Below are 24,417 nucleotides of genomic sequence, written 5' to 3' on the forward strand. Positions count from 1 at the left end.
GGATAGTATTATCTATGTGGCAACCGTCAAGGGGCACGGCACGCTCACAGGGTATATATTCTATACCATTTTATACTAATTCGGGGTATATCATACCTTATATACCCGCATTCTATAGCTAATACTACCAAATTGTACTATATTTATACTTATCTAAGCAAATCTATGCTACGTGGCAAAAATCATCTAAATTATCGCAAAATATGGATTATATATGCTTGTAAGTCATTGGGTTTGCGTGCTAGCATGGCTTCTATATGCGTCGCGCTAGCCGGTCAGCCTTCCCCTTGGGGTTGGCGGTCGCAGCTCAGCGCACACAAATTACAAAGCAACATATATTTCCTATTGCGTTTTCGTCCATATTGGCATATATTTCCCATGTAGAACGCAATATATATTCGCCGCAAACGGAGCGATCGCTGCATGTCTTGCCCACCTATCACGCTTTGCAACGTCCCTCAACGCAGGGCCTTCGACATCTCCCCATACATGCCTCTCATTCAGGATATCTGCGCTCTCGCCGCGATCGTCGCGTTCCTCGCAGCAACCTGCATCTGGATGCCAGAAATAGCCCCGCAACCCTTCCAGAAAGGCTGAAAAACATGGATGAAGAACACACCAACGATAATCCCGACATCAAAGAGGAGGTCGCGATCAAAGAGGTCGCAAAGCTGATCGCCGAGGCGATGACCGCTCTGCTAGCCGCGACTGACGCCGCCTCGACCCTGCTCCTTGATAGAGAGGGGAATTGGGAGGATAGCGACGTAGACGGTCTCCGCACCATTGCGATGGATGCAAGCGAGACGATCCACGAAGGGATCAACGAGCAACTGAGTTGGCGCAACCTCGCAATCACATTCGACAGAAACTACGCGGATTTCCGCCTGACGGAGATCACCCGATGAAATATATTTGCCAGAATTGCTCAAACAGCTTTGCGGAAAACGAGCTGCGCGAGATCCGCAACATCACCGAACGAGTAATGCCAGGTGAAATCATGCCTGCTGGCGAGTGCCCGAGCTGCGGCGCACTCTGCCACGCTCCGCTGCATGATGCCGAAAGCCCTGTCTTCGATGCGCTTTTGCTCGCTTACGGCTCGCTGTGTGCTCGTATGGACCCAAACAAGCGGCCAAAGACACCCATCGACTGGAAAACCCTCGATGCTGCTATCGCAAAAGGCTCAGGTGGCAAAACCTACACGACCGTGATGGCCGAGCGCTGGAAGCCTCCGAAGCTCTAAATCATGCCCCAAGGTACCAAATGGTACCACGCCATACCAACCACGGAGATGCTGAAATGCACACACCAACAAACACAGATCGCGCAGCTTGGGCAGGAGAAGCCATCGCCACGTATCGAGCAATGCGCGGTAGCGATGAGCCGGTCACGGACGTGAAGGATCTGATCAACGACCTGTTGCACTATGCTCGCCTCGAGCTAGGTCTCTCGATTGACGAGTGCGAGGCGATCTCGCAGAATGCTTATGCCTCCATGGCGGAGGAAATGAGAGAGGACGAGGAATGAGGCGGCTCACACTGCCTCACGCTCCTTCCAAAACCTCCGAACGGGCATGATTCTCTGGCGGGGATCTGTAGTCCCGAATAATGGCGCTTAGTACGGCCTCAAACGACCGCGTGGCGCTCTCCCTGACGGAAGTGAGGGGTTTCCCTTGCGTCCAAAGAGCCAACGTGCCGTGGGCGACCAGCAGGAGCATATCGATCGCTATATCCACTTCAATCTGAAGTCGGCCTTCACGCTCAAGCCGCCCCAACTTCTGGCGAGCCGTTGCCATGGCCGAGGCCGTCGCGTCCGGACACTGACTTACAGTACGGTGGATCATCTTCATCAACTGTGGATGCAGGGCGCTGTAGTCGAGGAAAGCATGCCAGCCGAGCATAAGCCCCTCTATAGGGTCAGCAACATCTCCACAAGTTCGCTTGAACGCGATAAAATCAGTAATCCCATCAGCAACCAGAGCATGCAAAAGGCCGTCTTTGCTGCCGAAGTAATGGTAAAGTGTGGGTTGTTTTACATTCACAACTTGGCAAACAGCCCTAGCGGTAAGCCCCTTCTCGCCCTTTGTTTCGAGAAGTTCGCTCGCAGCAGCTAGAATTTGCCTTTCTGTCTCTGATTTTACACCACTGGTCATAAGGCCCATCATATTTTTTATCCCTTAAATAAAGCGAAAAGGGACTCCCCCTACGAGATAGCCAAAAACCAAGCAGTCAGCTGCACGAAACGATTATGCAATCAGGTAGTTCCTCTAGTGACTGGCGTTTACCCGCCAACGTTGCCCATTCGAAACGTTGTCTTTGATTTTGGTGCCGAACGATAATATGGTTTTTCAACAAACGAACCGCACAAGCTGCGTCATGAACGTTCAAAAGAGGGACTTCAATGGCTGACAAGTACGACGAATACGAAGCATCAGCGAAGTTAGACCTTATTGCCGATAAGCTAAAGGAAATAGATCGCCTATTGCAAGCGGCATATCCTCATTTCGATCAGCACGTAATGGAACTCATTAATAAAGCCGATCCGAATAATGATATGGACCCTCACCATTGGGCAAATAAGATGAAGTTGATAGCTGAGACGATTCTCACCGAACGGCTGGACAAGGACGACGCCGCTTTCTCAACCAAAAGCACATCGTCATATGCCGAGCCTGACAACGACGGCCCGAACATCTAAGCGAGGATCAGTATGACCAAGATTGCCGACAAAAAAAGCGCTGTTGAAGCGCTCGATGCAGCCGCAGTCCTTTGGAAAGAGGTCGATGACGAGTTCTCTGCCATATGGATGAAATTGCCAGATGAAGCCAAAAAGCGCCTCAATGCCGAAGGGGGCGAAAAGTTCGACGCGCTGACGATGTCACATCGCCTGAAGGAGATTGCTGAAGCGGCCCGGTCTCAGGCCTCTACGTGAGCGTCACAACCCCATTATGCAGACTGAGCTTCGATCCTTCAGGAATTCGCTCCTCGATCTCTCCCAACGTCCGCTCACAGACATTGGCAATCTCCTCGGCTAAATCCCCGGATGCGTTGTGATGCTGATAGCTCCTTAGCGCGTGAAAGGATGCTGTGACGGTCTTGGTGACCAGCTCCAGCGGTAGGCTCCTCGATGTCAAATGCTCCGCCAGCTCGACAGACAGTGGCGAGCCCTCCCTGCGAAGCGCCAAAAATAGCAACTCACGTTCAGAGCCGGTGAGGATCAGCACGCATACCTGCCCATTCTCGGTCATAGCAATTTCCCTCGATCCTTGAGCCTGTCACTCAGCCTACAACGACTCCACGACCCGTATAGGTAGATAGGCCTAACCCTATCCAATGGACGCCCTTTCATCTTAGGTTAGATGTCAGAAGCTCAAAGCCACCCACTCGCCAGTGGCCGACTTTGAAAATCCTATCACACGATCGATTGGTCGAGCCCCCGGATTGTATTTGATCGCAAGCATACATGAGACACCGGGACCGGTTGCATTTTTTCCGCACTCGCCGAGAGCTATCGTGATCTCTTTTTCCGAGCCGCGCTCGGACATCGGGTTGCGAGAATAGGCCTCCTGGTAAGCGGCAAGAGCCTCAGCTTCGGTGGGGCCAGATGTTTGCCCCCAAGCCGGCACGTTGGTGAATACACCAAGAATTGCAGATGAGATGACCGCTAATTTCTTCATAGGTAATCCTTTCGATTACGCGTTGATCGCCGGCCCAATTATGAAACCCTTACGGCCGGGAAGAAATCCCATAGTTCCGCCAGATGCCAAGCCTGCCAAAATCAGCCACCAAACGAGACAGGAGTTTTCCGAATAGAAGGTTCCAGATGCCCCGCCAGGAATTTTTGCGTCGATCACCCCCGCTTTACCGAGGCCGATCTTCTCCCTGACGCTGCCATCCGGTTCGATTAGAGCAGATATGCCATGGTTCGCAGCCTGAACGAGGGGCATGCCCATCTCTGCCGCCCTGAGACGGGACTGCGCGAGGAGGATATCCGAACCTTGAGTAAGGACGAACCAGGAGTTATCCGATACTACGACCATCCATTCGGGTTTGGCCGGCGCGTCATTGTAGGCGGCAACAATTTCGCCAGAAAACAGGATTTCAAAGCAGATGGCCAACAGTGCCGGCGCAGCATTAGGGATAGCGACTGCTTTGGACCTGGTGCCCCACTCAAGCGAATAGTCCGCAGCCGGGATGATCCAATTGGCAATGCCAAGAGCCTCGAATAGGCCGCGCCAGGGAATGAACTCTTCGGACGGTATCAAGTGCTGCTTATCGTAGATCGAGGACCACTTGCCCGCCCGACCAGTGAACACCGTGTTGAAGATTCGAACGCCCGTTACTGTGTGTTCAGAGCGCATCCCACCGGCAACGAAGGTAGGTGACCCGACCAATTGGGATACCACGTCGTTTACGACGTGAGGTTCCATTTCAGGAAAAAGGGCGAATGCCGTCTCGGGCCAAATGACGTGCGTCGGCCGCGAACCATCTTCCCGCGGCTGATTGGTTAGCTTCACCATAGAGGCGAGGTTCGCCGCCCTGACAGCAAGATCCGGGTTCCATTTCTCAGTAGGAGTGAACGCAGTCTGCAGAATCCTTACATCTGCAATGGGCTTGCCGTCTGCCGTCGATCGGCCGGTCTGAAGATAGATAATACCGCCTCCAATCATAACCAGGAGGATTGCAGTCACCGTCCAAGACGATCTCCGCCCAGCCCAAAGGGACATCCCAACGAGCGGCAGACATCCCACGACAGGAACAAGCCCATTAGCTCCCACGACGCCGATGGCGCCGACGAGTGGCGTCACCACCTTGCTGAAAAGCACGACCTCACCGACAGCCATCAGCGTGAAACCGGACAGCACCGTGCCGCGCAGCCACTCAGCGACAAAAAACGCCAGGCCGAGGGCAAAAATACGCCAAACCGAACTCGTCCACATCGCGCCCGCGATCGCGAACCCAATTCCATAGAACAGAGCCAGGTAAACCGGAAATCCGAATGCTAGAACCGGATATTTCCAACCATCCCCAGGAGTGATTGAGTAGGCCTCCCCGAGCCAGAGGAGGCCAAGAAAGAAGTACCCGTAACCGAAGAGCCAACCGACACCGAAACCCCGCCACGCCCTTCCCATGGCCGTATCGGCGCGATCGGCAGTAATGTCCATCAGACGCAGAAGAGCTGGAAAAATCAGGAAGATCGCCGCTGCGATCGACAGAGGTGCGTGGATCACCGTCAACGCAGCGCCGAGAGCAAGGCAAGCCAGCGCAAGCGGCCAGCGCTTGAGGGATCTCGTGTTCTTCATTACCGGCCCTACTTCAAAGGCGCGCAGTAAGCATAGGGCTGGCCATCGATCTCGATGATCTTCATCGCGCTGTCAGTTCGAAAGCTCATTCTTGATGTGGATTTTTCGCCTTGTGAATCGCAATCGAGCTGAGATTCGTACCGGCCACCGCCCTTGCTCTTGAAGTTTGATACCGTGCAGACGCCTTCACTCGTTCCCATCTCCGCGCGACCTTTTTTCTGGAAACGTAGAACCCAATCATAGACCTCGAAATTCGGATCTTTACAGCTCGCGGCCTGATCGCGAGGGGTATAGTAGCCATCCGCCCAGGGAACGTTTCTCGACGCCTCGGCCAAACCGGTCATGCTGAAAAGCGACGGACCCATGCCGACAACAGCAACCGCGAGTTTGATGCCCGATCTCATCGACTGGTCCTCTGTTCGTTGACGATCATGTGAGCCACAGCCGACGCCAACTGATTTTGGGCCGACATACCAAGCGAAGCGGCCTGGGCTTCATCCAGAGCAACGCGCGCCAGATCGAGGTAAATGGACCTGGTGTCGCCAGATGCCTGGCTGGAGGCGAAATCCTCGCCCTCGTTGCGGTATGATCCCAAGCCAGCCTCGGCATTGGATACAGACGTTCCTGAGCCGGTACTCATCGGCTGGCTGGTCGCAATAGCGGGATCGAGTGAGCATGTTGTAGGAAGCGTTTTGGACGGATCTGCTCGCTCGGAAAAATAGCCCGGATACCCGCTTTGGAGTGCCGCCGGCACCGGGATCTGCTTATCCAAGAAGGGCTCCGGGTTGACGAAGTACCAGCTATCATTCGCAGCGCTGGAAATCTCGCTCGCAGAAAGAGGGGGTCGGGATTTGCTACCACAAGTAGGGCAAGCGCCGGTCGCCATCACGCGGCCACCAGCACCCGCCGACTGCAGAACAGATCCACGCACTGTCATGCCGAGATGGAGATGCGTCCCTCCTGTTCCATGGCCTTCGCCACTCGTGCCAGTATTGCCCATGTAGCCAATGGTGTCGCCCGCTGCCACAGTAGGATTTTGCTGCCGGAAGGTGTCCAGGTCCTTGTGGGCCAGATGGTAGTAAACAGTATTGTATTTATCGTTTTCAGCTCGAACAGAGACCCAATTGCCACCCGCGCCATTCAAGCGGAAGGTCGTTTTGCCGCCATGGCCGGCGTAGATCGGGTTATTTTCAACATTACCACCAGTGAAGCCGTTCACAATATCGAGGCCCTGGTGCATGCCCTTGGATGCGCCTGGCCGATTGGAACGGTCAGCACCATATGGCGACATGAGCTGAACGCCATTGTCCTTCATCAGAGGGACGAGGCACGCCATTTGACCACCAGCATTGCTTCCGCCACCGCCAGTAGTTCCACCCGCCTTTGCGGCCATGGTGCAGATATTCACGCTCCCATCGCCACCGGCTGACGAAGAAACACCGACACAGCCATTGTCGATCGATTTTTGACAATTCCCAACGCCGAGCTGGATACAAGCCGCGACCATCGCAGAGTCCACCTTGTAGCCGCCGACGCTCTCGCCGTTGGCCTGCATATCGAGCAACGTTTGGACCGAACCCGCATTGGCGATGGACTCATAATACTGCGCATAGATGTTAATCTGCTGCTGTCCGCTCATCGCAGCATACTGAGCCGACGTGCAGTCGCAAAACGTCGCCAGGTTGCCCTGGTTCATCTGCATAAGACCTGTGCAGCACGAGCCGTTATAGATGGCCGAGTTGCCGCCCATACTTTCGACCTTGTAGGACATGGCCGCGAAGGTAGAAGCATTTTGAGCGAGATACGAGTTCCCGCTGTTTTCGAACATCGTCTGGATCTGCGCCTGGCTGTATTGAGTGTTTGGCGCGAGATACGACCTCGCTTGAGACGGCGCAACATAGGCCAGGAAGACAATTACTGCGAGAATTGCTGTTTGAAGGATATACCGCATTGATCGCCCTCTACCTACTTCAATGGGAATGAGACTTCGCATCCTGGTATCGTGGCGTTCCCTTTGATCGCCTCTACCTGGATACTGTCGGCCTCGATGCGTGCGAAGGTGCCCGTATTTTCCAATGGCTCAACCTGCATACTCGGCCATATTCCACATGCGCCAGGCATCTCCGTCGTCGATGGCTGAGAACCGTCCTTTGGGAGAATGGTGAGGCGAGCGGGGCACGACGAATGGATCGCAGTCACAGCGCTCCCGTTCTCGCCGCTATCGCAGCCTGGGGGCCGTTGAAGCATGATCGAGACAATGTAGGTGGCTCTATCAGTCTGGAATTCGCTTGAAAGGAAATTGGTAGGCCGATAGCCACCGGCCGGCAGTACGGTCTGCTCTCCCTTAACGAACAGCTTGCCGCCACTCGCGCGGATCTTCTCGGCCTCGGAATCCATCACGTCCTTCCAGATTCGGACTAGGTCGCTATCACCAGGTTGGACTTCCGTTTTGACCTCTTTCATCTGCATCCAGCCCGCCTCATCTTGGGCTACTGCGGGGCTCAAACCAAAAGTAAACCCAATATTAAGAGAGGATAGAACAATTGCTCCAATGCTGAGGAAGCTGAGCTTGTGTAGACGTAATTTCCTGCACGCTATATGATCCTCAACCATCAGAAACTCCAGAATTTTCAGTCAAAATACACATATGAACGCTCAAGTGCCCCACCACGATTTCAATGTAAAGCGATCAGCTCTAGCTGAGATCGCTGCCGACAAGCGTTTAGGGCGTTCCGAAACGCGCGTTCTGCTTCACATGATAGCCAACTGTGAGCTGTTTATCCATAGTTCAGGCGTTGAAGATGAGTTTCATCGTTCCGATTTGTCGTTTTTGCAGCCTGGAACCTATGCTTCATTCATATCCAGCGGCACTCGTGACGATATTCGACGCGACCTTGAGTTCGTTTCGGCAAATTCCGTCACCAATCAACTGACAATTCTCCTAGAGGCCGGATACATCCGGCGCTTTAACTCTATCGGTATGCGTACATTGTTCTCATTTATGCTGAAGACATCGATGTTTACTATCGATTGAGATTGCGTCAACGTTCCTATAGGTTCGTGATCAATTTACGAACAGGATTAGACGATGGCACAGAACAACGGAAACGCTCCACAACACAGCGAATTCCTAATCATAGTCGTTCTTATGGGCGTGGTTATTGGAATGCTCAGCCTGCTCTGGTGGGTGGCATCGCCGATGATCGGAAAGGCCTACGCCTGGATTCGGATCGTTGAGACAGGCGGCGGATGGCTTTTCACAGGCTGGGGTCGGTATTTTTGGCGCATGCCCTTCGGAGATAAATATGCCTTCAGCTCTATTTTTCAGAGTAGCGTGACGTTCAACCTTGTCTTCGGCCTGTTTATTTTTGTCCTTGGACTGATCGCCCACCACAAGGTGAGCGAAAAGCACATCAGAGCCAAGGTCCAGCATAAAAAGCCGCTCGGATACAAGGACGTGATGAAGCTGCAGGCTCCTGAGTTTCCTGCAAACCAATTCTTCCTCGATTTTGAAATCGCCAAAGATTATTCGGTTTCAAAAGGACCGGCGAGGATGCCGATGACCGCACTGGAACTGCTGCTTGAGGTGGACGCTATTGAGGGCATTCACCAGGGTGACACCCTCTCCGATCCCGGTGCCGCGACAGGTTGGAAGATCAATGATGATCTTGTTACAGCCAGGCTTGTCCGAGACTTCGGCCCCCTCAATCCTTTTGCTCGCAAGAATTTTCCGTTCCGAAATAAAGACGCCATTCAAACTGCTATCGACGCTCTTCCATGGCACACGGTCTCGATCGTTTACGCTTCGGTCGCTCGACTTTATGCGCTCGACACAATGGAAACGGACGACTTCGAGGCGACAAATGCTGAGATCGAGAACTATCTGAAAGACATCTGGCGAGAGATCAACAAAGGGAAAAAGAGCCTCGGCGCACTCCTGGTGCTCGGCTATATCGATCAAGACGACAAGCGCCTGAAGCTTGAAGCCGCAAAAGAAGCCTTTCCAAAAAAGAAGAACCTCAACGTTCTCACGCTAACGGAATGGCTTAACGAAGAGGTCGAATTCGAGGACAGGCGAGTCAGCCGTGGCGAATCCTTTATAACTACGCAGCGCGCCCGCAAAGAGCTTCACCGCATCCTAACTGAGTTTGGGGACGTATCTCCGGACCGCCTGGTGAACATCAAGGACCACAAAGGCAAGATCAAAAAGCACAGCGACCTGTCGCAGCTCGAACTTGCGAAATACACTCAGATCCAGAAAAAGCAGGAACGAAGCGTAACAGTAGAAATTCAACGCCTCCTCCGGGCCAATGGATACCAATTTGGGCTGGCGTCCAGCCTGCTCAACGAAACAAGAGCGGGCGGCACACTGCCCCCTTCCCTCTTTCGCTGGATGCGCTTCTACGACTACCCTCTTTGGAGCTACCTACGCGTGACCGGGATGAATACCCCCACTCCAGAAGTCGCCGGCATGTTCGATCACGCTCAAACTGAGATCAAAAGCGGCATGCCGCTCACGAAACCATACCTGGTATCGGCCGTAGAAGGCGTCCGCGTCGAGGCGAGCAAATACATCACCGACGATATGCGACGCAAATTCGTGATGATCCAGACCGAACGCAGCGCCCGTCAAAAGACGCTCGCCGCTCGTCCTCAGATAGAAGCGACGATTAGAACACTCGCCAAGAGCTTCGCGCAGCAAGCCCAACAGAAACAGGACGAAATCACCACTAGAGAATTATCGGATGGCGCAATCGAGGGCAACCACACGCCGACCGGAGGCGAATACTAGGAACGAGCGCGATTGACGGTCGATCAGCTACCTGACAGCCAGGCAGTCTGGTAGGGCGTCTAGCGTCACGCTCCCTTGCCAAACACAGCCGACATCACGTCGTCGGGCACCTTAATGTTCAGCGAGGTCAAAGCTTCCTTCAACTTCGGCTGCTTGGTCTTCGGAATGTCGCCATCGGCCTTGTAGCGAAACAGCGTCCGTGTCGTCACACCCATGTAGTCAGCGATCCGCTTCCGAACGATATGGCTCTGCTGCTTGTTTTCAATGACGGATCGCTCGACTTCCTCAAATAGGAGCTGCGCCGGCTTCACGTCATCTCTGCGCGGTTGCAACAGCATTTCGAGTTCATCTTCGCTCATTTCAACACCGAGCGTCGTATTGAGAGACTTGAGCTGGTTGATGCGATTCCTTGGAACGCCGTCGTACTGCCAGATCCACGACCAGACCAACTGACGGCTCACCTCAACGCCAAGAAGCTCCGCGAATCGAGCTGCGGAGCCGTAGTTATTTGCCAGGACGCCCTTTGAGTAGGCCCGAGAAACAACGTTCTCGATATAGGCCGCAAGCTTCGGATGTGGTGTCTTTTCTTCAGAAGGCATCGCGAGGACCGAGGTCTCCAAATTCGAATTCTTCTATTATGTAGCACCTGAGTCGGCAAAAAAGAAGAACCCGCCGCAGATCGCTGCGACGGGGTCTTTAAATTCAAGCTTGGGAGGATCTTGAATTAGCCGCCAGAGCCAGTCGCGTAGGTCGTAACCAAGCCGACGATAATGGCAAGAATCGTGAGCATCGAGCCAACGATCAGTCCTACAATATAGGACATGTTGCTACCTCGCGCCTGTTCGCCCTGCTGGATATTGGAATAGAGCTTGTAGGTCGAGATGCCAGCGAGAGCGACGCCGAGAACGCCGAAAATGATTAGGATGATGTTGAGGACGTTTGTACCCGTCGTGGTAACGTCTTCAACGTTCATGTTGGAGTTCTGCGCCGTGTCCCGCGCGGTCTTCAATACGTCGAGCGGCGCTGAAGGATCTACATCCTGAGCTTGCGCGACAGACGTAACCACCGTCGACAGAATTGCCGGCAGCGCAAAGAATGTCATTGCCCCCTTGATAAGCATGGCGTTGGCCCGTGCGCTTGCCTCGTAACCCTTTCGGATGATCATCATAATCCCTCTTATCGATCGATTTCACGTTGAATGTGACGTTAACTCAATGCGTGCTGATACCGTAACGATCCATAGAACCATTTATCGACGTTTTCAACGCTAAAGTTCAGACCTATACGTTAAACTATTTCGACTGATTCACGTTTACGACGGTCATTGACGGATTCAACGATAAGTCTATCCACAAGACGACGGGCGATTGAAGTTTCGTCAACGTTGTTTTGATTAGCCATAACGTCCCAATCCTGACCAACAGTCCCTTCAGGGTAACGTAGAGCGAGCATGCTCAACGCCTCATTTACCGAAAAGCGCTTGTAGCATTCCTCTCGAACGTTTCGGTCCTGTGCTCTTGTCGTAAGAGCCCAAAGGAGCGTCGGCCCTAGGAAATTGTTGAGCACAATCCAGCGCTCAGCCTGTTTCAGCTTGTAGTTGGCGAGGAAGTTGACGCCATCCGCGTTTTTCTTCCCGGTACCATGGACGTGCTTGTAAAGCTGTTCCTTGACCGCATCAGAGAAGCCAAACGTCTGCTGAATCTGCTCCCGCAATTCATTTGTCTCGGCTTTGAGAATAAAGATCGTGCTGGCCATGCTTTGCATAATTTCAAAGTCGCGCAGCAACTGAGACGCCAGTATGATCTCCATGCCCCATTTACGACCAACGCGAACGTCAGCAAGCACCTGCTGAGCGATACCCCCCGCACCACCGGTCATATGGTATTCGTCAAAGCAAAGTCGCTTCGGTGTTTCGGCGATATCCTCATAGCGCCGCTCCCAATACGTCTGGTAGAGCGCGCCCATCGGCCTGGGGAAATCCATGGATGATATTTCTTCAGCATCGCCACCGATCTTCTGAACGAAGAGGTGACGCGCAATCATATACATCAGAGAATTGTTGCGGTAGGAGGCCGCGTCTTGGCCATCCTGCTTCACGTCATTCAGATCGACAGAGATAACTCGCGCCTCGCCGAAATCGAGTTTCGTAGGATAGCTGAAAATCGGATACCGCTCGATTGCTGCGTTGATGGCCTGCTTCATGAACTTCACAGCATCCTCGTCATATTCCGAGATGATGTTCTGTTCGCTAAGGACACGAGCCACATCCTGAAGAAGCGGCATCGCGTAACGCTGCGCACGAATGGCTGAAACGAAATCCTTCTTCTCAACAAGACGGTCGACGATCGTCCACCATTTCTCGCGTGACGAAAGTGGAATGCCGTGCTTTTCGCAGGCTTCATCAACGCGCGGGTCATGGCCAGCTTCCCATGTGTTGGGAGACGAGGAAATTTCCAGATCGCTCTTGAGCTGGAAGATCCGGGTGACGACCTTCTGAACGATCTGTTCGTAATGCTGTTCGCGATCGGTGTCGCCGATGAGCGTTACAAGGAAGCGTTCGATGAACTTCTTCTCACGGGGCAGCGGAGTGCGCCGGCCCAAACCTAGATCAAGAAAATTCACAGAGTTGTCGCGGTCGTTGAATAGGCGGCGATAGTAAGCCTCGTGCTGCCTTTCGGGAGGCAACGCCTCCTGAATCAACCGAATGAAGCCCGAGGACGATACGCCAATGTCGATGACGCAGACAAATGGCATTGTCCGCCCCTTCGAATGAGCTGTAAACTCATAGTTCAGTCGGTTCATAAGAACAGACTTACCCGCGCCAGGCGTCGCAAAAATCAGCGTCAACCAATAGTTCTGCTCCGAAGAGAAGGCATTGTGAGGCGCAATCTTTCCTTCTGTAGTCGTGAATATCGTTTCGCCACGGTCAAAGACAGGCGCCGACGAGTGAAACGGCATGATCATTGCCATGTCACCCATCGGGACGAACGTCGGCTTGATTGAGTCAACACGCTTGACCATGCCTGGCACGGTTTCTGCCAGTGACATCATAGGATTCTTTGTTGTGTCACTCACTTGCGCATCACCCCAACCCATCATCGAGCGGATTAGGTACGATCGGCGACGTTCAAGCGTCTCCTCGCTTTCATTCGGCTCACGCCAGGTGCAGGCGACGATCCAGCTTTTGACGAATGTCTCGCGGTCCTGCTGAGCGATCCGAGACATCTCCTTCAAGTTTAGAAAGAGGTTTTTCGATTTCGGCCCGGTCAGGGAGGCAAATGACGCAAGAACCTGCTTCAGTCCAACGTTGAAAGGACCGCCTTCGATATGGAAGGCCACACGAAGTGGCATATCAGGATCTGCACCATTCTTGATCGACGCCAGAAGGTCATTGAATGGATACATGGACCGTGGAAAGAGCTGCATCGCAGCAAGAGCGTAGGCTCGGCCCCCAAGCTGCAAGGAACGCATGTTGTTCTTCGCGATCATGCCTGCGGACATGATTTGCATGGAAAGTGGTGGAGCAAAGAACTCGGACAGATCGTTATCGTGGGTCGATTTTACGCCCGGATATTTCCGATCGCCAGGGCCGAACGGCTTCCAATTATCAGGTGTTTCGTGAAACAGCAGCCCCTTGCGAACTTCAGCAAGATCGGGCCGATGACCATCTTCATCAGGGCCTAGTTCCACGACCTGGACGCCGGAAGCATCCAGCGCCGAGGCGACACGGCCAACGAAAGCGCCATGTTCTGCGGAGATTGGTTCAAGGCGAGAGAAGGGCTGCATCGCCTTGACGGCTGGCGGGAGGTCCGAACGTGCCTTTTTGTTGTCGCTCCGTGCTTCTTTCAAGTCGCCTTTCAATACCGCGTCTGGCTTAGTCCAGCACGCAACCAGCGTCTTCGAATAGCGCGCTCTTTTCAGCGTCAGTTCGAAGGCCTCGTTCACCAGGACTTCAACTGAAAGCTCCTTGATTTTCGCGGCGTCGCGGATCGGCCGGAACAGTCGCTCAACCTGCTGAAGTGTGTTTCCCGACGTTTCGAAGGACACAGATATGAAATGACCATGCTTTTTGAGAAGAGGCCCGATCTCGCTACCAAAGAAATCACGCATCGCCACCGTGGCTTCGTCAGTGGATAGGATGTCACGCATCCCCTGAACTTCAAGGATAGTGCATTCACTGCCGTCATGCGCGTAGAACACCGGCTGGTCGATATCGGGATCGAATCCGGACAGATGGCAGTAATCGTCAGAGAACTTAGACATCGTCGCCTCCCTCCGCTTTCTGTTTGTTTGCAAGATCGACAGGATTATCGACAGCGGAGATGCAGAAGATATTCGACAACAGGCTTTCCTTTATGCCCTCTGTCGAGGTGATTTTCGATTCGGCCCGGCCGGACAAAACCTCAAGTAGAAGACGCTCTCTGTTGGAAATCGCGCCACCCTCACTGGCGTAGCGGAACGCATCAGCATCGCCGGCACGAACAGCGGAGGTCACGGTGGCGTCGTTGCCGAAAAGGTCCATAAAGCTGTCAGGTAAGGGCTTACCAGCGAGCTGACGCTCAAGCCCCTTTTCATAGACTGCACGGATCAGCTTTCGGACAAGGTGAATATCGTCGGCCTTCTCCTCGGGGTCGCTCGAACCAAGATAAATTTTCTTGCGCCTTGAAAGATCAGCCATCTAATTTCACCCGTAGAGCAATCCGAACCATGTAACGATGACAGACGAGATCGTTATGAGACCACCAATCACGATGGCAAGCAGGCACCCCGCTACGCTTCCTCGTGACTGCATCATCGCGTGGCTATCCTCCATCAACGTCGAGTGCAGCTTCATGCCCGCATATCCAGCAAGGACAACGCCGCCAACCCCGGCGAAGATGAGTGCAACGGTGCCGTAGTTCTGGAACATCGAATCCAGATTGGTGATGACATTCGAAAGGTCACCTTCGGTAGAGTTTACGGCCACATGTCACCTGTCGGGTTTACTTGGAAGCTTCAACGGTAACCTGCTGCAAGAACACGATACCTACATCAGTGCCAGCAGGGCTCGACATCGTCGGCTTGCGCTGGAAGTTTCTCGCCATAACCTGCGAAAGATTGTTGCCCAGAGGTTCAAGCGTAGCGAGGCCAACCTTCTGCCAATCAATACCTGCGCGGCCAGATGTGGTGGCAAAACCATCAGAAATCGTTGTTTGGGTATCATTGCGAACTAGCTCTTGGCCAGCTTGCCCGAGGCCCTGAAGCAGGGAGCCTGCGACAAGGCCACTCCATCTGGATAGGGTGTGGCGATCAACTTTTGCCGCCACGCCTGGTCGAACCTCGTCAAGAGTCGCGGCCATTGCTTGAATCGGTGCGGTGCGACCATCACGCAGTGTCATCTGCCTGAATGTCACTGCTGCCTGGTCGTTACTGTAGGTGACCTGGCCTGCCAACACGCCGCCGTGTAGTGGGCCATACGAGCCGTTGCCACGCTGATCGTAGATCGTGGCATAGACGGGCAAGCCCCTTGGATCTTCAGAATTGAAGCCAACCTTCAAGCTCGCGTAGAAAACATCACCTGGCTTGGCTGCGAGGATAACGGGACCGGAAGGTTTGCCTCGCCCGTTTCCGTTGCCAGCACCATTACCGGAGCCGTTGGATTCTTTTTTCGGTGGCTCTTTGTAGCCCTGAATATTGATATTGGGCTGCGCGTTGTTGGCGAGGAGCTGGTTGACCTGCTCCTGCACCTTCGCTGCGAGCTGGTTCCTGCGATCATTCTCGGCCTTGATCCGCTCCCGCTCGGCCGCAACCTGCACCTCCTGTTGCGGGTTCGGCTGACGCTGGACAACAACTCTTTCCGGCACCTTGATGTCTTCCGGCCGGATCGGTTTCACTTCCGGCAATTCCAGGCCAACTGGCGGTTTTTGAGCCAAGGGGCCATCAGCACCCATGTTGACTTCCTCAGCAATGACCGGGGGAGCCACATAGCTTTGATCAGGCTGCTGCTTTGCTTCTTCAGCCTTCTGGTCGTTTGCAGTCGCGCGCCGAGATGCTTCTTCCTGCCCAACGGGACTGAGCATGTCCGTATTGAGGCGCGGAGCATTCTGCGAAAGGTTGGTAGGTGAATTGCCACCCTGATCGACCGAAGGTCCACCAGTCGTGAGCAATACGACACCAGCCGCGACGATCACGGCCGCTCCACCGGCTGCGATATAGTATTTCGATGCTGCCATGGTGGTCGCCCCTTAATAGCCGATTGAGATGACGCGCTCGGAGCCATCTGCTGCCGAAGCGAGGACGCGGGAGGTTGCCGCACCAAAGCGGAAAATGTTCTTGTTGTTTCCGCTGGCGATCGCCTCATAATCCGGAGTGATCACCTTGTACGGAGCCACCAGATAGAGGCTTCCCTGGTAGAGCCAGGCGGTAGCGTTGCCATCATTGGTATCCATCCGGGTAGCACCGCTGGGCGGCGTGCCGTTAAGAAACGCTTGGTAAGCGGAATCTGGGCCACTTTCTACCGGCTTACGAGGCCGCTGCGCCCTGGCAACCGGCTTGGGTTTTTTGCCAGTCGGCGAAAGCCCCTGAACATGGACAAGAACAGGAACGTCGATGAACTTCTTGGTCTGGTCATCGCCGCTACCCGCTACGAACACGATCGGTGTGTTGATGTCCTGCAGTTGGACTGAAAACGAACTCCAGGTCCAGAAACGGCATGGGGTGACCGTGATGAACGTTGGGCGCTCATCAGACAGGGGCGCTGGCGCGTTATTAGCGCCACAGCCCTGCCCGTTGACTGAATAGAAACGTGGATCGAAAGCGATCGACGCAATCGGCCAGGGGTTTCCATACTGGTCCTGAAACGAAATAGGTGACGGGATGTTCTGCGCGAGCCAAAGCTGTTCCGGTCCCTGTTGCGGCCCCTTGATATAGGTGATGTCTCGTCGCCGCGCTGAGGGCAGTGATTTGCCCGCGTAACCGGGATAAGCGGTTGCACCCTGAGCATCGAGCTTCTGGTTATTGACCGCGCCAATGTCACCCGGTCCCAACATCGTGCCAAGATTTTCCTTCACGACGCCTTCTCGAAGCTTTTCAAGCTCGGGATCTGGTAGATCCTTCGGGCCACCAAAAGGATAGGCCGGCTGCGTGATCGGCTCTGCTGGCTTCAACACAGCACAAGGATTGGCCTTGTCGCCGCAATCCTGCGGCCCCGGTCCACGACCTTTTTCCTGAGCGCTGGCGTTACCCGCCAAGAGTGCCATCACGGCAGCGCCAGAAACTAATGTTAGTTTTATCCCCATGTCGGCCCCGTCATCTCGAAACTTCTTGCGTTGATGTGATCCCGTCGATCGCAATACCATTGGGATTAATGAACGACGGATCGACACGAACGACCGTCATGACCAGCACGCGACTTTCCGGCTTCGATACTTCCGGCGTGCGGTAATAAATCACCAAGGGAACCTCGACCTTCCAGTAGAACCGGCCATCAAGCATCCCTGTTTCGGCGATGCGTGGGGGCTTATTCCCCAACAGAGCCGAGACGGTGTAATAACCCTGCTCAACGCGCTTTATCGTATTCGACCCGCTCAAAGCGGTGGAATAAGCCCGCTGAGCATTAGTTGTCAGATAAGCATTCATGGCGTTTTGGATCTGGCGACGCCAATTGAGGTAGTCATAAGAGTTCAGCTCAATGGCTGCATCCGCTGCCATGTTACGAACACGAGCGTCAGATACGTTTGGCTGATCGAGCGTGATCGCCTCACACACTGCTCTCGCATCCTGCGTCCAAACGAACTGCTTTATCGGGAACCAATTGCGCAGCGCGTAGAGAGAAAACACGTTGAGCACGAGCGACATGAACAGTGTAATCGCCAATGCTACGAGGACAAGTCTGAGGCTTTTTGATACCGCTGCGGCAGCACTATTCTCAAAGATGATCTGATCTTTGGTTTTCATTGAGTTGGCCCCTGCGGCATCGGTTCATCTACGACTTTCACCTGACAACCGAACACGCCGCCATCAGCCACATAGGGGATGACCTCGGCAGCTCTGAAGACTTTCGGCACGACTAAAAGATTGACCACGACCGACACGACCAAGGCACTCAAAACGAAAGCAACTGCGCGGTGAAGCGCAGCTATCCGATTGTCTTGAACGCTTGGGGCTTCCATCTTGTCGTCGGATGGAAACCCGAACCTTGGGATCGTGAATGCCATATGATTATTTCCCGTAGGCGTTCATAATGGCGGTCTCATCACCTTCGGTGTATCCGACGTGTGTCTCGAACGTTCCATCTGCTTTAGGGATTAGTGCGAACGGAACGCCGGCCTGAACGGATGGCGGAAGCGTCTTCGCCATGAGCACAAACGATCCGAGATTTTGCTCCAGCGAAGATTTGTGAGCATCCGAAGGCGTGATTGCAGTCAGCTTCTTGTCGAACGCCGCGCGCATGGCCTCCTTGCCACCGATCCCTGGCTTGTCTTTTTCCGCCTGAATGATCGTCGCTCCCGGCGCAATGCCTCCATTTGCGGGAGCCAGTGCGGAAATTGGAATCCAGTGGATCGGAGCCTTCCCGGCAATGTTGTCATAGAGCTTGTGGCAATACGGGCAGCGCGGATCAAAGAATATCTGGATCGGCGGAAGATTGGCCGTCGCTTCAGTCTTTCCCGAATTATCGGTAAAGCCCTCAAGTTGCGAAACGATTTTCAGGATGTCTTTCGAACTTGCCTGAAGCTGAGGATTCGCCGGATTTGTCGAAGCCGGTAGCGGCGCGGGCTGAGCCTGCACTTGTTGGAAAGGCTGAGCCTGCGGTGCCTGGAACTGCTGTGGCTGCTGCGGCTGGAATTGTGGGGGCTGCTGAAACTGCGGCTGCTGATACTGGCCCTGATACTGCTGATATTGACCAGCCATCTGGCCTGCGTACGGCATCTGTGGCGGATACTGAGGCTCGCTCTGACGAACAAACATGTATGTCGCCATCACGGTCATTGCGATCAATGACACTCCTGCAACGCATCCAAGCGCAATTATGCCGCCCTTACCCATCTTCGCCCTCGCCTCGACTGATTCACTCAATTCAGGATTAACCACGAATAACCTCACCCTTTACGTTAATCAACCATCATGGTCTAGGATCATGGTCGATCTCAACGCTGACTTCAGCGTTTTTCGACGGCTCGTCAACTGCCCTTGGCCCGTTTTCTATGCGTTCATTAGTGTAATCGCGTTTTAGGTAGTCGATGTGACGCGAATATCTTTCAAATTCTTGAAGTTTAGGTGGCAGCTTAACGCTATCCAAGACGCTTTTCGATATTGCTGCAACGTCGGCTGTGGACACCTTAATGCCCTCATCGCGGAACTGAGATGACAGCTGATCGTTAATCTTACCCTCCATCGATTCAAGTGATCTTCCAATCGCTTGCTTATAACCATCGACGGCGGCGAAGCTCGCTCGGATCTGCCCATCCGTCGCATGAGGATCATTGACCGTCTTTTCGGCCTTTACAGATGCCGCCATCGCTTCATTGGCCAGCTTCTCTATTGGTCCCATCAAATCCTCGTAGGCCTGCAAGCCTCGCTGACGGTAGAAGCCTTGCTCCGTTATCGCACGTTTCGGATCAACGGCATTCTCGGAAAAGGCCCCAAGCTTAGTCTCGTTGTCTTTGATGCCCTCGATCAGATTGTCGATCCTAAGCTGCTGCTCCTCGCCTAGCTCCGTTTCTTTGGAATAGGTATGGAGCGTGAGACGAATAAGCTCCTTCGCGTGCGCCCTCGCCTCCTGGTCGGTCGAGGAAAGCTTGAGGTTTTCAATCACGCCACGGATGGGCTGCATCGTGCGGGCATCCAGTATCGCACCGCCAACAATCTGTTGCTCTGCGACTGTGAAGTTCATTTCGACCTTTGAATACGCTGCTTTTACCGCATCGGCATAGCCGGGCTCGATTATGTCCTTCATGGCGCTGCCTGCGCTGGCACCCCTCGCTACTTCCGTCGCCGCTAGTGCAAGCGCCGTCTTCATCCCTGCATTTTCCGCCCAACCGTCGGCGACATTGACAAGGCGGTTGACCCGATCGGTGGTTGCGAAAACCTCCCTGTCGATTGCTACCTTATTGAGATCGACCTTGAAGACATCCGTAAGCCGCGTAGTTGACCCGTCCTCATTCTGGATTGCCAAATCACCCGGCATGCGATGAGCGGCTGGAAACTCCTGGCTCGTCCGCTTGTCCTGCACCATCGCCTTTGTCGCGATGAGAGTTGGGTTTTCTGGTAGTAGGCCCTGGTCGCGCGCGACCTCAACGAGTTTGAGCGCAGCATAGGTCGCTGCAAGTCTTTCCTGCGCGTGGCCAGCAACATTACCTAGTGGGCGACTGGATGCATCCCTGTGCGTATTCTCATATAGTTCGGCAAGAAGTTTTTCAGGATCGGGCCTTGCATCGTGAATGAAACGGCCGGCCGGCTGAGGCCGCGCGTTTGTTACCTCGATAATGTTCGACTGCGCCTTCTCAAACTCTTGCCGAAGCCCGACAGTCAGCAACTGCCTACGGCCCGGATCGCCGGTCATGCTGATGTGGTTCGCAATCGACGTGTAGAGATCATCCTGACGGCGCGACGATAGATCTCTCGCAATATCAGGATGATGTGACAGAAAGGTTTGGGCAGCATGCTCGCGCTGCGCGTCCAATAGACGGCCATCAGAATTAGAGCTGCGCATAATACGGGCCATCTTTTTCCTCAATTTGATCGCTGTTGGATATGACGGTGAGCGCGACGGCGCGGGCATCTGGTCGCTCGACCGGGGGAATGTCTTGGCGAGCGCTTACATGACACAGGCAATCCATCAGCTCGGAGCGTGTTAGCTCGCCCCTACGGGCCTTCCTAAGTGCTCTCTGATATTTTGAGCTGCTGAATTGGTAACGAAGGTTTCCATAGCCGCCGAAGGCTTGGAGCAACGCACCTCGCGCCTCCCAAAAACCCACAAAATCATCGTTTCTAACGACGACTTCATCCGCATCATATGTCGGCATAGCGCTCTCGTTCGGTTCACCATAACGAGTGCCATACTAATCGTTTTGGTGTTGTCGTCAATTGGAGTGACGTTTTCAAAACTTGGCGAATGTCTATTCGAAACTTGTGAATTACACTCAGATCTAATTGAAGAAGGCATGATTGCACGCATATTCGCGTCTAGTGTCACCACATCGCAAGCGGGTAAAAGAACCGCTCACGTTGTCGCCTATAACATTGATATAGAGAGAAATTCTTTATTTGCGTTGAGGACGCGATTCAACGATAGTAGACGCTAGAAGCGCCATCGCTAAACGGGGTGAAGATGACTTAATCGTTACCCGCTATCGATGAGCTAGGTTTGTGACCAACAGGACACCAAATGTCGAACTCAGAAATCAAACAAAAAAATCCGCAGATTGAAGACCAAATCATGGATCGCGCTGTGGAAATCCTTACCGCGTACCTGTCGAATCCCACGACGCGCCTCGATCACAAGGACATTCCCGAAGCATACCGGAATATCCGAGACGTTCTGAAAGAGGGACTTGGCCTTGCTGCGTCTGAAGAAGACAAGGGCGATCTGAAACCAGCAGTCCCGATCAAAAAATCATTCACCGACGATCACATCGTCTGCCTGGAATGTGGCGGCAAATACAAAAGTCTCAAGCGCCACCTTGGCCAGATCCACGATATGACGACGACGGAGTATAAGGCGAAGTGGTCGCTTAGTGACGACTATCCGCTCGTTGCGAAATCCTACTCACAGCAGCGCTCCGAGCTGGCACTGAAAAACAATCTCGGTGAACAAGGCCGTATCAACCGCAAGCGGAGCTAGTCAACGACGCTTACCCGTCCGTTTTGACCGTGATTTCTTTCCGCCCATAATTGCGTCAATACTCAGGCTGGCCGACAGCTTATCGATCGCCGGCCAACCTTCTGGCTTTTCAATCTTCCCCTCGTCTATCGCGCGTTGGATCAAAGCGATCTGAGCCTCGCTCGCCGGCTCGGACTTCAAACGCTCCTTAAACGCCTTGTCAGCCCGCTCTTTCGCACCCGTCAGCCAATCTCCAAGCCTTGATCGATCACTCAACGCTTCTGCCGGGATCTCCTCCCCGAGCTTCTCAGCCAATTTCTGCGCGAACTGGAGCTGAGGCGTTGTCGGCACCGTCAATGCCGACAGATCAACACCTGTTCGACCAAGCTCCTGCTGGATCAAGTTGTCGGCCTGGGCGACAACATCGAGATATGTCGCTTTGCCGGTAGCAACATGATCCAGCTTCACCTCCACATCGCGCGTAAAGTCATACTCCAGAAAACCGAACTTTCCGGTAAGCGCATCGATCGCGCGAAACGCCTTGTCGGCCGGATGTACATGGTTCTTTTTCTCCTCAACATAACCTCTGAACATGATGTTGGTGATGATCGCTGCGTAGGTCGATGGCCGACCAATGCCAAGCTGTTCGAGTTTTTTGATCAGGCCTGCCTGCGAATAGCGAGCCGGGGGCTCTGTCACCTTCGACAACACCTCGCCCTTCTCTGCCCTTAGCGCCGTCCCGACTTCCAAAAAGGGAACATTGCCAACCTCTCCCTCGCCTTCATCGGTTTCGTCAGCCGCGTCCGTTGTAGTGAGGGCTCGCCAACCTTTCGACTTCAAAGTGTTTGATCGCGCCTGGTAGTGGAATATCATTCCGTGCCCCTCGCCCACCATGCCGACCATGACAGATGCATAAACGGCATCAGCTAACTGACTGGCGATAGCCCGCTTGCGAATTAGGTCATACAGTGCCTTCTCATCATTGGTCTCCCCTGCCCGCTCTGTAGCAACGTGCGTTGGCCGAATGGCCTCATGAGCCTCCTGCGCATCTTGCTTGCTGCCAAATTTCCGCGGCCCCTTGGGTAACAGCAGATCGGCTGTTGCGGCATACTCGCGGATTTCAGCGATCGCATCATCGCTTAGGTTCTGGCTATCCGTCCTATGGTAGGTGATCAAACCCTGTTCAAATAACGCCTGGGACACCTTCGCAGTGTGCGCCGGCTTAAACCGGAGCTGAGCGCTCGCCGCCTGGAGAAGGGTCGATGTCGTAAAAGGCGGTGGCGGAGCCTTTTCCACATCCTTCATCTCGCTTTTGATGACCTTCAGATCCCGAACAGAAGCTGCCTTTCCGGCCAATTCTTCATCAAGAATGTACTTGCCACCTTCCGGCAGGTAGCGCTTCACGAACCAGTCTGCCGACCATTTAGCGTCGGCGAAATGAAGCTTCGCTTGAAAATGCCTGGTTTGCTTAAAGCCGGCAATCTCGCGCTCTCGCTCGACCACCAGACGTACTGCAGGGCTCTGAACCCTGCCAGCGCTCGCACGCTCCTTGAGCATGTGACCGAGCACCGGGGAGATGGTGAAGCCAACAAGCCGATCAAGTACGCGCCTGGCTTCCTGTGCGCGAACCAGATCGATATCGATTTTCCGTGGAGCAGACAGTGCTGCTCTGATCGCCGCATCCGTTATGCTATCGAAGGTCACCCTGCGAGGATCACTCAGCCTCAGCACCTCGGCAAGATGCCAGGCAATCGCCTCTCCTTCTCGATCAGGGTCAGTCGCGAGATAAACCTCATCAGATCTCACGGCCAGCTCTCGTAGCTTAGCGACGACACCCTTTCCTCTTTCGGTGAGCTGATACATCGGCTTGTAATGAGGTCCGACGACCCCTGCCTGGTCTTCCGGCAAGTCCCGCACATGTCCAACGCTTGCGGCGACTGTCCAGTCGCCACCCAAACCAGAAAGAATCGAACTGATCTTCTTCACCTTGTTAGGAGACTCGACAATCATCAGCTTCATTGCGATATCCACTGTAATGCGTTAGGTTGTCGGGGGCATTGCCATGCGTATTAACGTTATTGACGCCGACTATGCGAGCTAAAATCTGTTGGTTGATACGATTATTGTAGAGACTTAACGTCTATGATCGCTTTCGACAACACATAAAGAGGTAATAAAAATGATGCTGAGCGCTTCATTTACGAAAACGGACATCGAGAACTCGCAAATTTCATCGCGATTACGTGACGCGCTTCTTCTATCTTTCGCTGACAACGTTGATATGCCGAAGACGATCGAGGTCGATGGACAGGAATATGTTGTCGATGACGACGAAATATCGACTATGTGGAAAGATGACGGGTCTACCTCGAATGTGATCTTCATTTTCCCCGGCTACGCCCGATGGACAAAATGGTCTGACGCCGATGGCCACGACAGCTTCAGCGTTGATTTTACCTTTACGGGTGATCGGTCCCAGGATCTTGCAGCACTCGAAAACTTCAACGCACAGATAACGGACTGAGC

Annotated in this window: 29 protein-coding genes; 9 read left to right on the top strand and 20 right to left on the bottom strand. The window is 53.8% G+C overall.

What is annotated here, in order from left to right; all coding sequences use genetic code 11:
• Positions 1 to 602 precede the first annotated feature (602 nt).
• From FS819_RS28635 to FS819_RS28645, 3 genes are read left to right on the top strand one after another with little or no spacing between them, the layout of a single operon-like run.
• The gene (locus tag FS819_RS28635; protein WP_432331065.1) at positions 603 to 905 is read left to right on the top strand and encodes a hypothetical protein; all 303 of its coding nucleotides are present in this window, start codon (positions 603 to 605) and stop codon (positions 903 to 905) included.
• Positions 902 to 1,240 carry a hypothetical protein gene (locus FS819_RS28640; RefSeq protein WP_234625063.1) on the top strand — a complete coding sequence of 113 codons (339 nt, stop codon included), beginning with the start codon at positions 902 to 904 and terminating at the stop codon, positions 1,238 to 1,240. The genes FS819_RS28635 and FS819_RS28640 overlap by 4 nt, the downstream gene beginning before the upstream one ends.
• 56 nt (positions 1,241 to 1,296) lie before the next feature.
• Complete coding sequence (locus FS819_RS28645; protein ID WP_234625062.1) at positions 1,297 to 1,524, top strand: hypothetical protein; 228 nt, start codon at positions 1,297 to 1,299, stop codon at positions 1,522 to 1,524.
• Between the two features lie 16 nt (positions 1,525 to 1,540).
• Here FS819_RS28645 and FS819_RS28650 read toward each other — a convergent pair whose 3' ends face one another.
• A complete protein-coding gene (locus FS819_RS28650) occupies positions 1,541 to 2,161 on the bottom strand; it encodes a TetR/AcrR family transcriptional regulator (RefSeq protein ID WP_234625061.1) in 621 nt (206 codons plus the stop codon).
• Between the two features lie 236 nt (positions 2,162 to 2,397).
• On the opposite strand from FS819_RS28650, the gene FS819_RS28655 reads away from it, so the two are divergent.
• Together FS819_RS28655 and FS819_RS28660 are read left to right on the top strand one after the other, a co-directional pair.
• A complete protein-coding gene (locus tag FS819_RS28655; RefSeq protein WP_234625060.1) occupies positions 2,398 to 2,694 on the top strand; it encodes a hypothetical protein in 297 nt (98 codons plus the stop codon).
• 12 nt (positions 2,695 to 2,706) lie between these two features.
• A complete protein-coding gene (locus tag FS819_RS28660) occupies positions 2,707 to 2,928 on the top strand; it encodes a hypothetical protein (RefSeq protein ID WP_234625059.1) in 222 nt (73 codons plus the stop codon).
• Here the strand turns inward: FS819_RS28660 and FS819_RS28665 are convergent.
• The 6 genes from FS819_RS28665 to FS819_RS28690 all read right to left on the bottom strand — a co-directional run bounded on the left by FS819_RS28665 (position 2,921) and on the right by FS819_RS28690 (position 7,912).
• Positions 2,921 to 3,244 (bottom strand): hypothetical protein, encoded by a 324-nt coding sequence (locus tag FS819_RS28665; protein ID WP_234625058.1) that lies wholly within the window; start codon positions 3,242 to 3,244, stop codon positions 2,921 to 2,923. The genes FS819_RS28660 and FS819_RS28665 overlap by 8 nt on opposite strands.
• 114 nt (positions 3,245 to 3,358) lie before the next feature.
• A complete protein-coding gene (locus FS819_RS28670) occupies positions 3,359 to 3,673 on the bottom strand; it encodes a hypothetical protein (RefSeq protein ID WP_234625057.1) in 315 nt (104 codons plus the stop codon).
• A 15-nt stretch (positions 3,674 to 3,688) separates the two neighbouring features.
• Positions 3,689 to 5,299, bottom strand: a complete 1,611-nt coding sequence (gene lnt / locus FS819_RS28675; protein WP_234625056.1) for an apolipoprotein N-acyltransferase — start codon at positions 5,297 to 5,299, stop codon at positions 3,689 to 3,691.
• A gap of 8 nt (positions 5,300 to 5,307) precedes the next feature.
• The gene (locus FS819_RS28680; protein ID WP_234625055.1) at positions 5,308 to 5,703 is read right to left on the bottom strand and encodes a hypothetical protein; all 396 of its coding nucleotides are present in this window, start codon (positions 5,701 to 5,703) and stop codon (positions 5,308 to 5,310) included.
• A complete protein-coding gene (locus FS819_RS28685) occupies positions 5,700 to 7,250 on the bottom strand; it encodes a M23 family metallopeptidase (RefSeq protein ID WP_234625054.1) in 1,551 nt (516 codons plus the stop codon). The genes FS819_RS28680 and FS819_RS28685 overlap by 4 nt, the downstream gene beginning before the upstream one ends.
• 14 nt (positions 7,251 to 7,264) lie before the next feature.
• The gene (locus tag FS819_RS28690; protein WP_234625053.1) at positions 7,265 to 7,912 is read right to left on the bottom strand and encodes a hypothetical protein; all 648 of its coding nucleotides are present in this window, start codon (positions 7,910 to 7,912) and stop codon (positions 7,265 to 7,267) included.
• Between the two features lie 34 nt (positions 7,913 to 7,946).
• On the opposite strand from FS819_RS28690, the gene FS819_RS28695 reads away from it, so the two are divergent.
• Complete coding sequence (locus FS819_RS28695; RefSeq protein WP_234625052.1) at positions 7,947 to 8,333, top strand: hypothetical protein; 387 nt, start codon at positions 7,947 to 7,949, stop codon at positions 8,331 to 8,333.
• Positions 8,334 to 8,387: 54 nt separating this feature from the next.
• The gene (locus FS819_RS28700) at positions 8,388 to 10,091 is read left to right on the top strand and encodes a secretion/conjugation apparatus DotM-related subunit (RefSeq protein ID WP_234625051.1); all 1,704 of its coding nucleotides are present in this window, start codon (positions 8,388 to 8,390) and stop codon (positions 10,089 to 10,091) included.
• A 65-nt stretch (positions 10,092 to 10,156) separates the two neighbouring features.
• Here FS819_RS28700 and FS819_RS28705 read toward each other — a convergent pair whose 3' ends face one another.
• From FS819_RS28705 to FS819_RS28760, 12 genes are all read right to left on the bottom strand, one after another.
• Complete coding sequence (locus FS819_RS28705) at positions 10,157 to 10,711, bottom strand: helix-turn-helix domain-containing protein (RefSeq protein ID WP_234625050.1); 555 nt, start codon at positions 10,709 to 10,711, stop codon at positions 10,157 to 10,159.
• 104 nt (positions 10,712 to 10,815) lie between these two features.
• Entirely contained in the window at positions 10,816 to 11,259 is a 444-nt protein-coding gene (locus tag FS819_RS28710) for a hypothetical protein (RefSeq protein WP_234625049.1), read from the bottom strand.
• Positions 11,260 to 11,378: 119 nt separating this feature from the next.
• Positions 11,379 to 14,354, bottom strand: coding sequence for a putative type IV secretion/conjugal transfer ATPase (locus tag FS819_RS28715; protein ID WP_234625048.1), 2,976 nt, complete (start codon positions 14,352 to 14,354; stop codon positions 11,379 to 11,381).
• The gene (locus tag FS819_RS28720) at positions 14,347 to 14,769 is read right to left on the bottom strand and encodes a hypothetical protein (protein WP_234625047.1); all 423 of its coding nucleotides are present in this window, start codon (positions 14,767 to 14,769) and stop codon (positions 14,347 to 14,349) included. Before FS819_RS28720 ends, FS819_RS28715 begins: the two co-directional genes overlap by 8 nt.
• 6 nt (positions 14,770 to 14,775) lie before the next feature.
• On the bottom strand, positions 14,776 to 15,057 hold the full coding sequence (locus FS819_RS28725; protein WP_234625046.1) for a hypothetical protein: 282 nt from the start codon (positions 15,055 to 15,057) through the stop codon (positions 14,776 to 14,778).
• A 16-nt stretch (positions 15,058 to 15,073) separates the two neighbouring features.
• Positions 15,074 to 16,303, bottom strand: a complete 1,230-nt coding sequence (locus FS819_RS28730; protein WP_234625045.1) for a DotG/IcmE/VirB10 family type IV secretion system protein — start codon at positions 16,301 to 16,303, stop codon at positions 15,074 to 15,076.
• Positions 16,304 to 16,315: 12 nt separating this feature from the next.
• Entirely contained in the window at positions 16,316 to 17,329 is a 1,014-nt protein-coding gene (locus FS819_RS28735; RefSeq protein ID WP_234625044.1) for a DotH/IcmK family type IV secretion protein, read from the bottom strand.
• A gap of 49 nt (positions 17,330 to 17,378) precedes the next feature.
• Positions 17,379 to 18,026, bottom strand: a complete 648-nt coding sequence (locus tag FS819_RS28740) for a DotI/IcmL family type IV secretion protein (RefSeq protein WP_234625043.1) — start codon at positions 18,024 to 18,026, stop codon at positions 17,379 to 17,381.
• Positions 18,023 to 18,286 carry a hypothetical protein gene (locus FS819_RS28745; RefSeq protein ID WP_234625042.1) on the bottom strand — a complete coding sequence of 88 codons (264 nt, stop codon included), beginning with the start codon at positions 18,284 to 18,286 and terminating at the stop codon, positions 18,023 to 18,025. The genes FS819_RS28740 and FS819_RS28745 overlap by 4 nt, the downstream gene beginning before the upstream one ends.
• A gap of 4 nt (positions 18,287 to 18,290) precedes the next feature.
• Positions 18,291 to 19,067: a thioredoxin domain-containing protein gene (locus FS819_RS28750; protein ID WP_234625041.1), complete on the bottom strand. Its 777-nt coding sequence runs from the start codon at positions 19,065 to 19,067 to the stop codon at positions 18,291 to 18,293.
• Positions 19,068 to 19,191: 124 nt separating this feature from the next.
• On the bottom strand, positions 19,192 to 20,793 hold the full coding sequence (locus tag FS819_RS28755; protein WP_234625040.1) for a hypothetical protein: 1,602 nt from the start codon (positions 20,791 to 20,793) through the stop codon (positions 19,192 to 19,194).
• Complete coding sequence (locus FS819_RS28760; protein WP_234625039.1) at positions 20,768 to 21,094, bottom strand: hypothetical protein; 327 nt, start codon at positions 21,092 to 21,094, stop codon at positions 20,768 to 20,770. Before FS819_RS28760 ends, FS819_RS28755 begins: the two co-directional genes overlap by 26 nt.
• Before the next feature lie 362 nt (positions 21,095 to 21,456).
• Here FS819_RS28760 and FS819_RS28765 point away from each other — a divergent pair, with 362 nt between their 5' ends.
• Positions 21,457 to 21,912: a Ros/MucR family transcriptional regulator gene (locus FS819_RS28765; RefSeq protein WP_234625038.1), complete on the top strand. Its 456-nt coding sequence runs from the start codon at positions 21,457 to 21,459 to the stop codon at positions 21,910 to 21,912.
• Here FS819_RS28765 and topA read toward each other — a convergent pair whose 3' ends face one another.
• Positions 21,913 to 23,910 (bottom strand): type I DNA topoisomerase, encoded by a 1,998-nt coding sequence (gene topA, locus FS819_RS28770; RefSeq protein ID WP_234625037.1) that lies wholly within the window; start codon positions 23,908 to 23,910, stop codon positions 21,913 to 21,915.
• Between the two features lie 160 nt (positions 23,911 to 24,070).
• Here topA and FS819_RS28775 point away from each other — a divergent pair, with 160 nt between their 5' ends.
• Positions 24,071 to 24,415 (top strand): hypothetical protein, encoded by a 345-nt coding sequence (locus tag FS819_RS28775; RefSeq protein ID WP_234625036.1) that lies wholly within the window; start codon positions 24,071 to 24,073, stop codon positions 24,413 to 24,415.
• The last annotated feature ends 2 nt before the right edge of the window (positions 24,416 to 24,417 follow it).

The organism is Allorhizobium sp. Av2, assembly GCF_021462805.2.
Taxonomy (GTDB): domain Bacteria; phylum Pseudomonadota; class Alphaproteobacteria; order Rhizobiales; family Rhizobiaceae; genus Allorhizobium; species Allorhizobium vitis_G.

Coding starts and splice junctions, on each gene's coding strand:
- FS819_RS28680 (WP_234625055.1), bottom strand. CDS start 5,703: ATGAGATCGGGCATCAAACTCGCGGTTGCTGTTGTCGGCATGGGTCCG.
- FS819_RS28740 (WP_234625043.1), bottom strand. CDS start 18,026: ATGAAAACCAAAGATCAGATCATCTTTGAGAATAGTGCTGCCGCAGCG.
- FS819_RS28660 (WP_234625059.1), top strand. CDS start 2,707: ATGACCAAGATTGCCGACAAAAAAAGCGCTGTTGAAGCGCTCGATGCA.
- FS819_RS28760 (WP_234625039.1), bottom strand. CDS start 21,094: ATGCCGACATATGATGCGGATGAAGTCGTCGTTAGAAACGATGATTTT.
- FS819_RS28690 (WP_234625053.1), bottom strand. CDS start 7,912: ATGGTTGAGGATCATATAGCGTGCAGGAAATTACGTCTACACAAGCTC.
- FS819_RS28710 (WP_234625049.1), bottom strand. CDS start 11,259: ATGATGATCATCCGAAAGGGTTACGAGGCAAGCGCACGGGCCAACGCC.
- FS819_RS28695 (WP_234625052.1), top strand. CDS start 7,947: ATGAACGCTCAAGTGCCCCACCACGATTTCAATGTAAAGCGATCAGCT.
- lnt (WP_234625056.1), bottom strand. CDS start 5,299: ATGAAGAACACGAGATCCCTCAAGCGCTGGCCGCTTGCGCTGGCTTGC.
- FS819_RS28670 (WP_234625057.1), bottom strand. CDS start 3,673: ATGAAGAAATTAGCGGTCATCTCATCTGCAATTCTTGGTGTATTCACC.
- FS819_RS28755 (WP_234625040.1), bottom strand. CDS start 20,793: ATGGCCCGTATTATGCGCAGCTCTAATTCTGATGGCCGTCTATTGGAC.
- FS819_RS28650 (WP_234625061.1), bottom strand. CDS start 2,161: ATGATGGGCCTTATGACCAGTGGTGTAAAATCAGAGACAGAAAGGCAA.
- FS819_RS28775 (WP_234625036.1), top strand. CDS start 24,071: ATGATGCTGAGCGCTTCATTTACGAAAACGGACATCGAGAACTCGCAA.
- FS819_RS28700 (WP_234625051.1), top strand. CDS start 8,388: ATGGCACAGAACAACGGAAACGCTCCACAACACAGCGAATTCCTAATC.
- FS819_RS28745 (WP_234625042.1), bottom strand. CDS start 18,286: ATGGCATTCACGATCCCAAGGTTCGGGTTTCCATCCGACGACAAGATG.
- FS819_RS28735 (WP_234625044.1), bottom strand. CDS start 17,329: ATGGCACTCTTGGCGGGTAACGCCAGCGCTCAGGAAAAAGGTCGTGGA.
- FS819_RS28715 (WP_234625048.1), bottom strand. CDS start 14,354: ATGTCTAAGTTCTCTGACGATTACTGCCATCTGTCCGGATTCGATCCC.
- FS819_RS28730 (WP_234625045.1), bottom strand. CDS start 16,303: ATGGCAGCATCGAAATACTATATCGCAGCCGGTGGAGCGGCCGTGATC.
- FS819_RS28645 (WP_234625062.1), top strand. CDS start 1,297: ATGCACACACCAACAAACACAGATCGCGCAGCTTGGGCAGGAGAAGCC.
- FS819_RS28685 (WP_234625054.1), bottom strand. CDS start 7,250: ATGCGGTATATCCTTCAAACAGCAATTCTCGCAGTAATTGTCTTCCTG.
- FS819_RS28765 (WP_234625038.1), top strand. CDS start 21,457: ATGTCGAACTCAGAAATCAAACAAAAAAATCCGCAGATTGAAGACCAA.
- FS819_RS28640 (WP_234625063.1), top strand. CDS start 902: ATGAAATATATTTGCCAGAATTGCTCAAACAGCTTTGCGGAAAACGAG.
- topA (WP_234625037.1), bottom strand. CDS start 23,910: ATGAAGCTGATGATTGTCGAGTCTCCTAACAAGGTGAAGAAGATCAGT.
- FS819_RS28665 (WP_234625058.1), bottom strand. CDS start 3,244: ATGACCGAGAATGGGCAGGTATGCGTGCTGATCCTCACCGGCTCTGAA.
- FS819_RS28655 (WP_234625060.1), top strand. CDS start 2,398: ATGGCTGACAAGTACGACGAATACGAAGCATCAGCGAAGTTAGACCTT.
- FS819_RS28635 (WP_432331065.1), top strand. CDS start 603: ATGGATGAAGAACACACCAACGATAATCCCGACATCAAAGAGGAGGTC.
- FS819_RS28720 (WP_234625047.1), bottom strand. CDS start 14,769: ATGGCTGATCTTTCAAGGCGCAAGAAAATTTATCTTGGTTCGAGCGAC.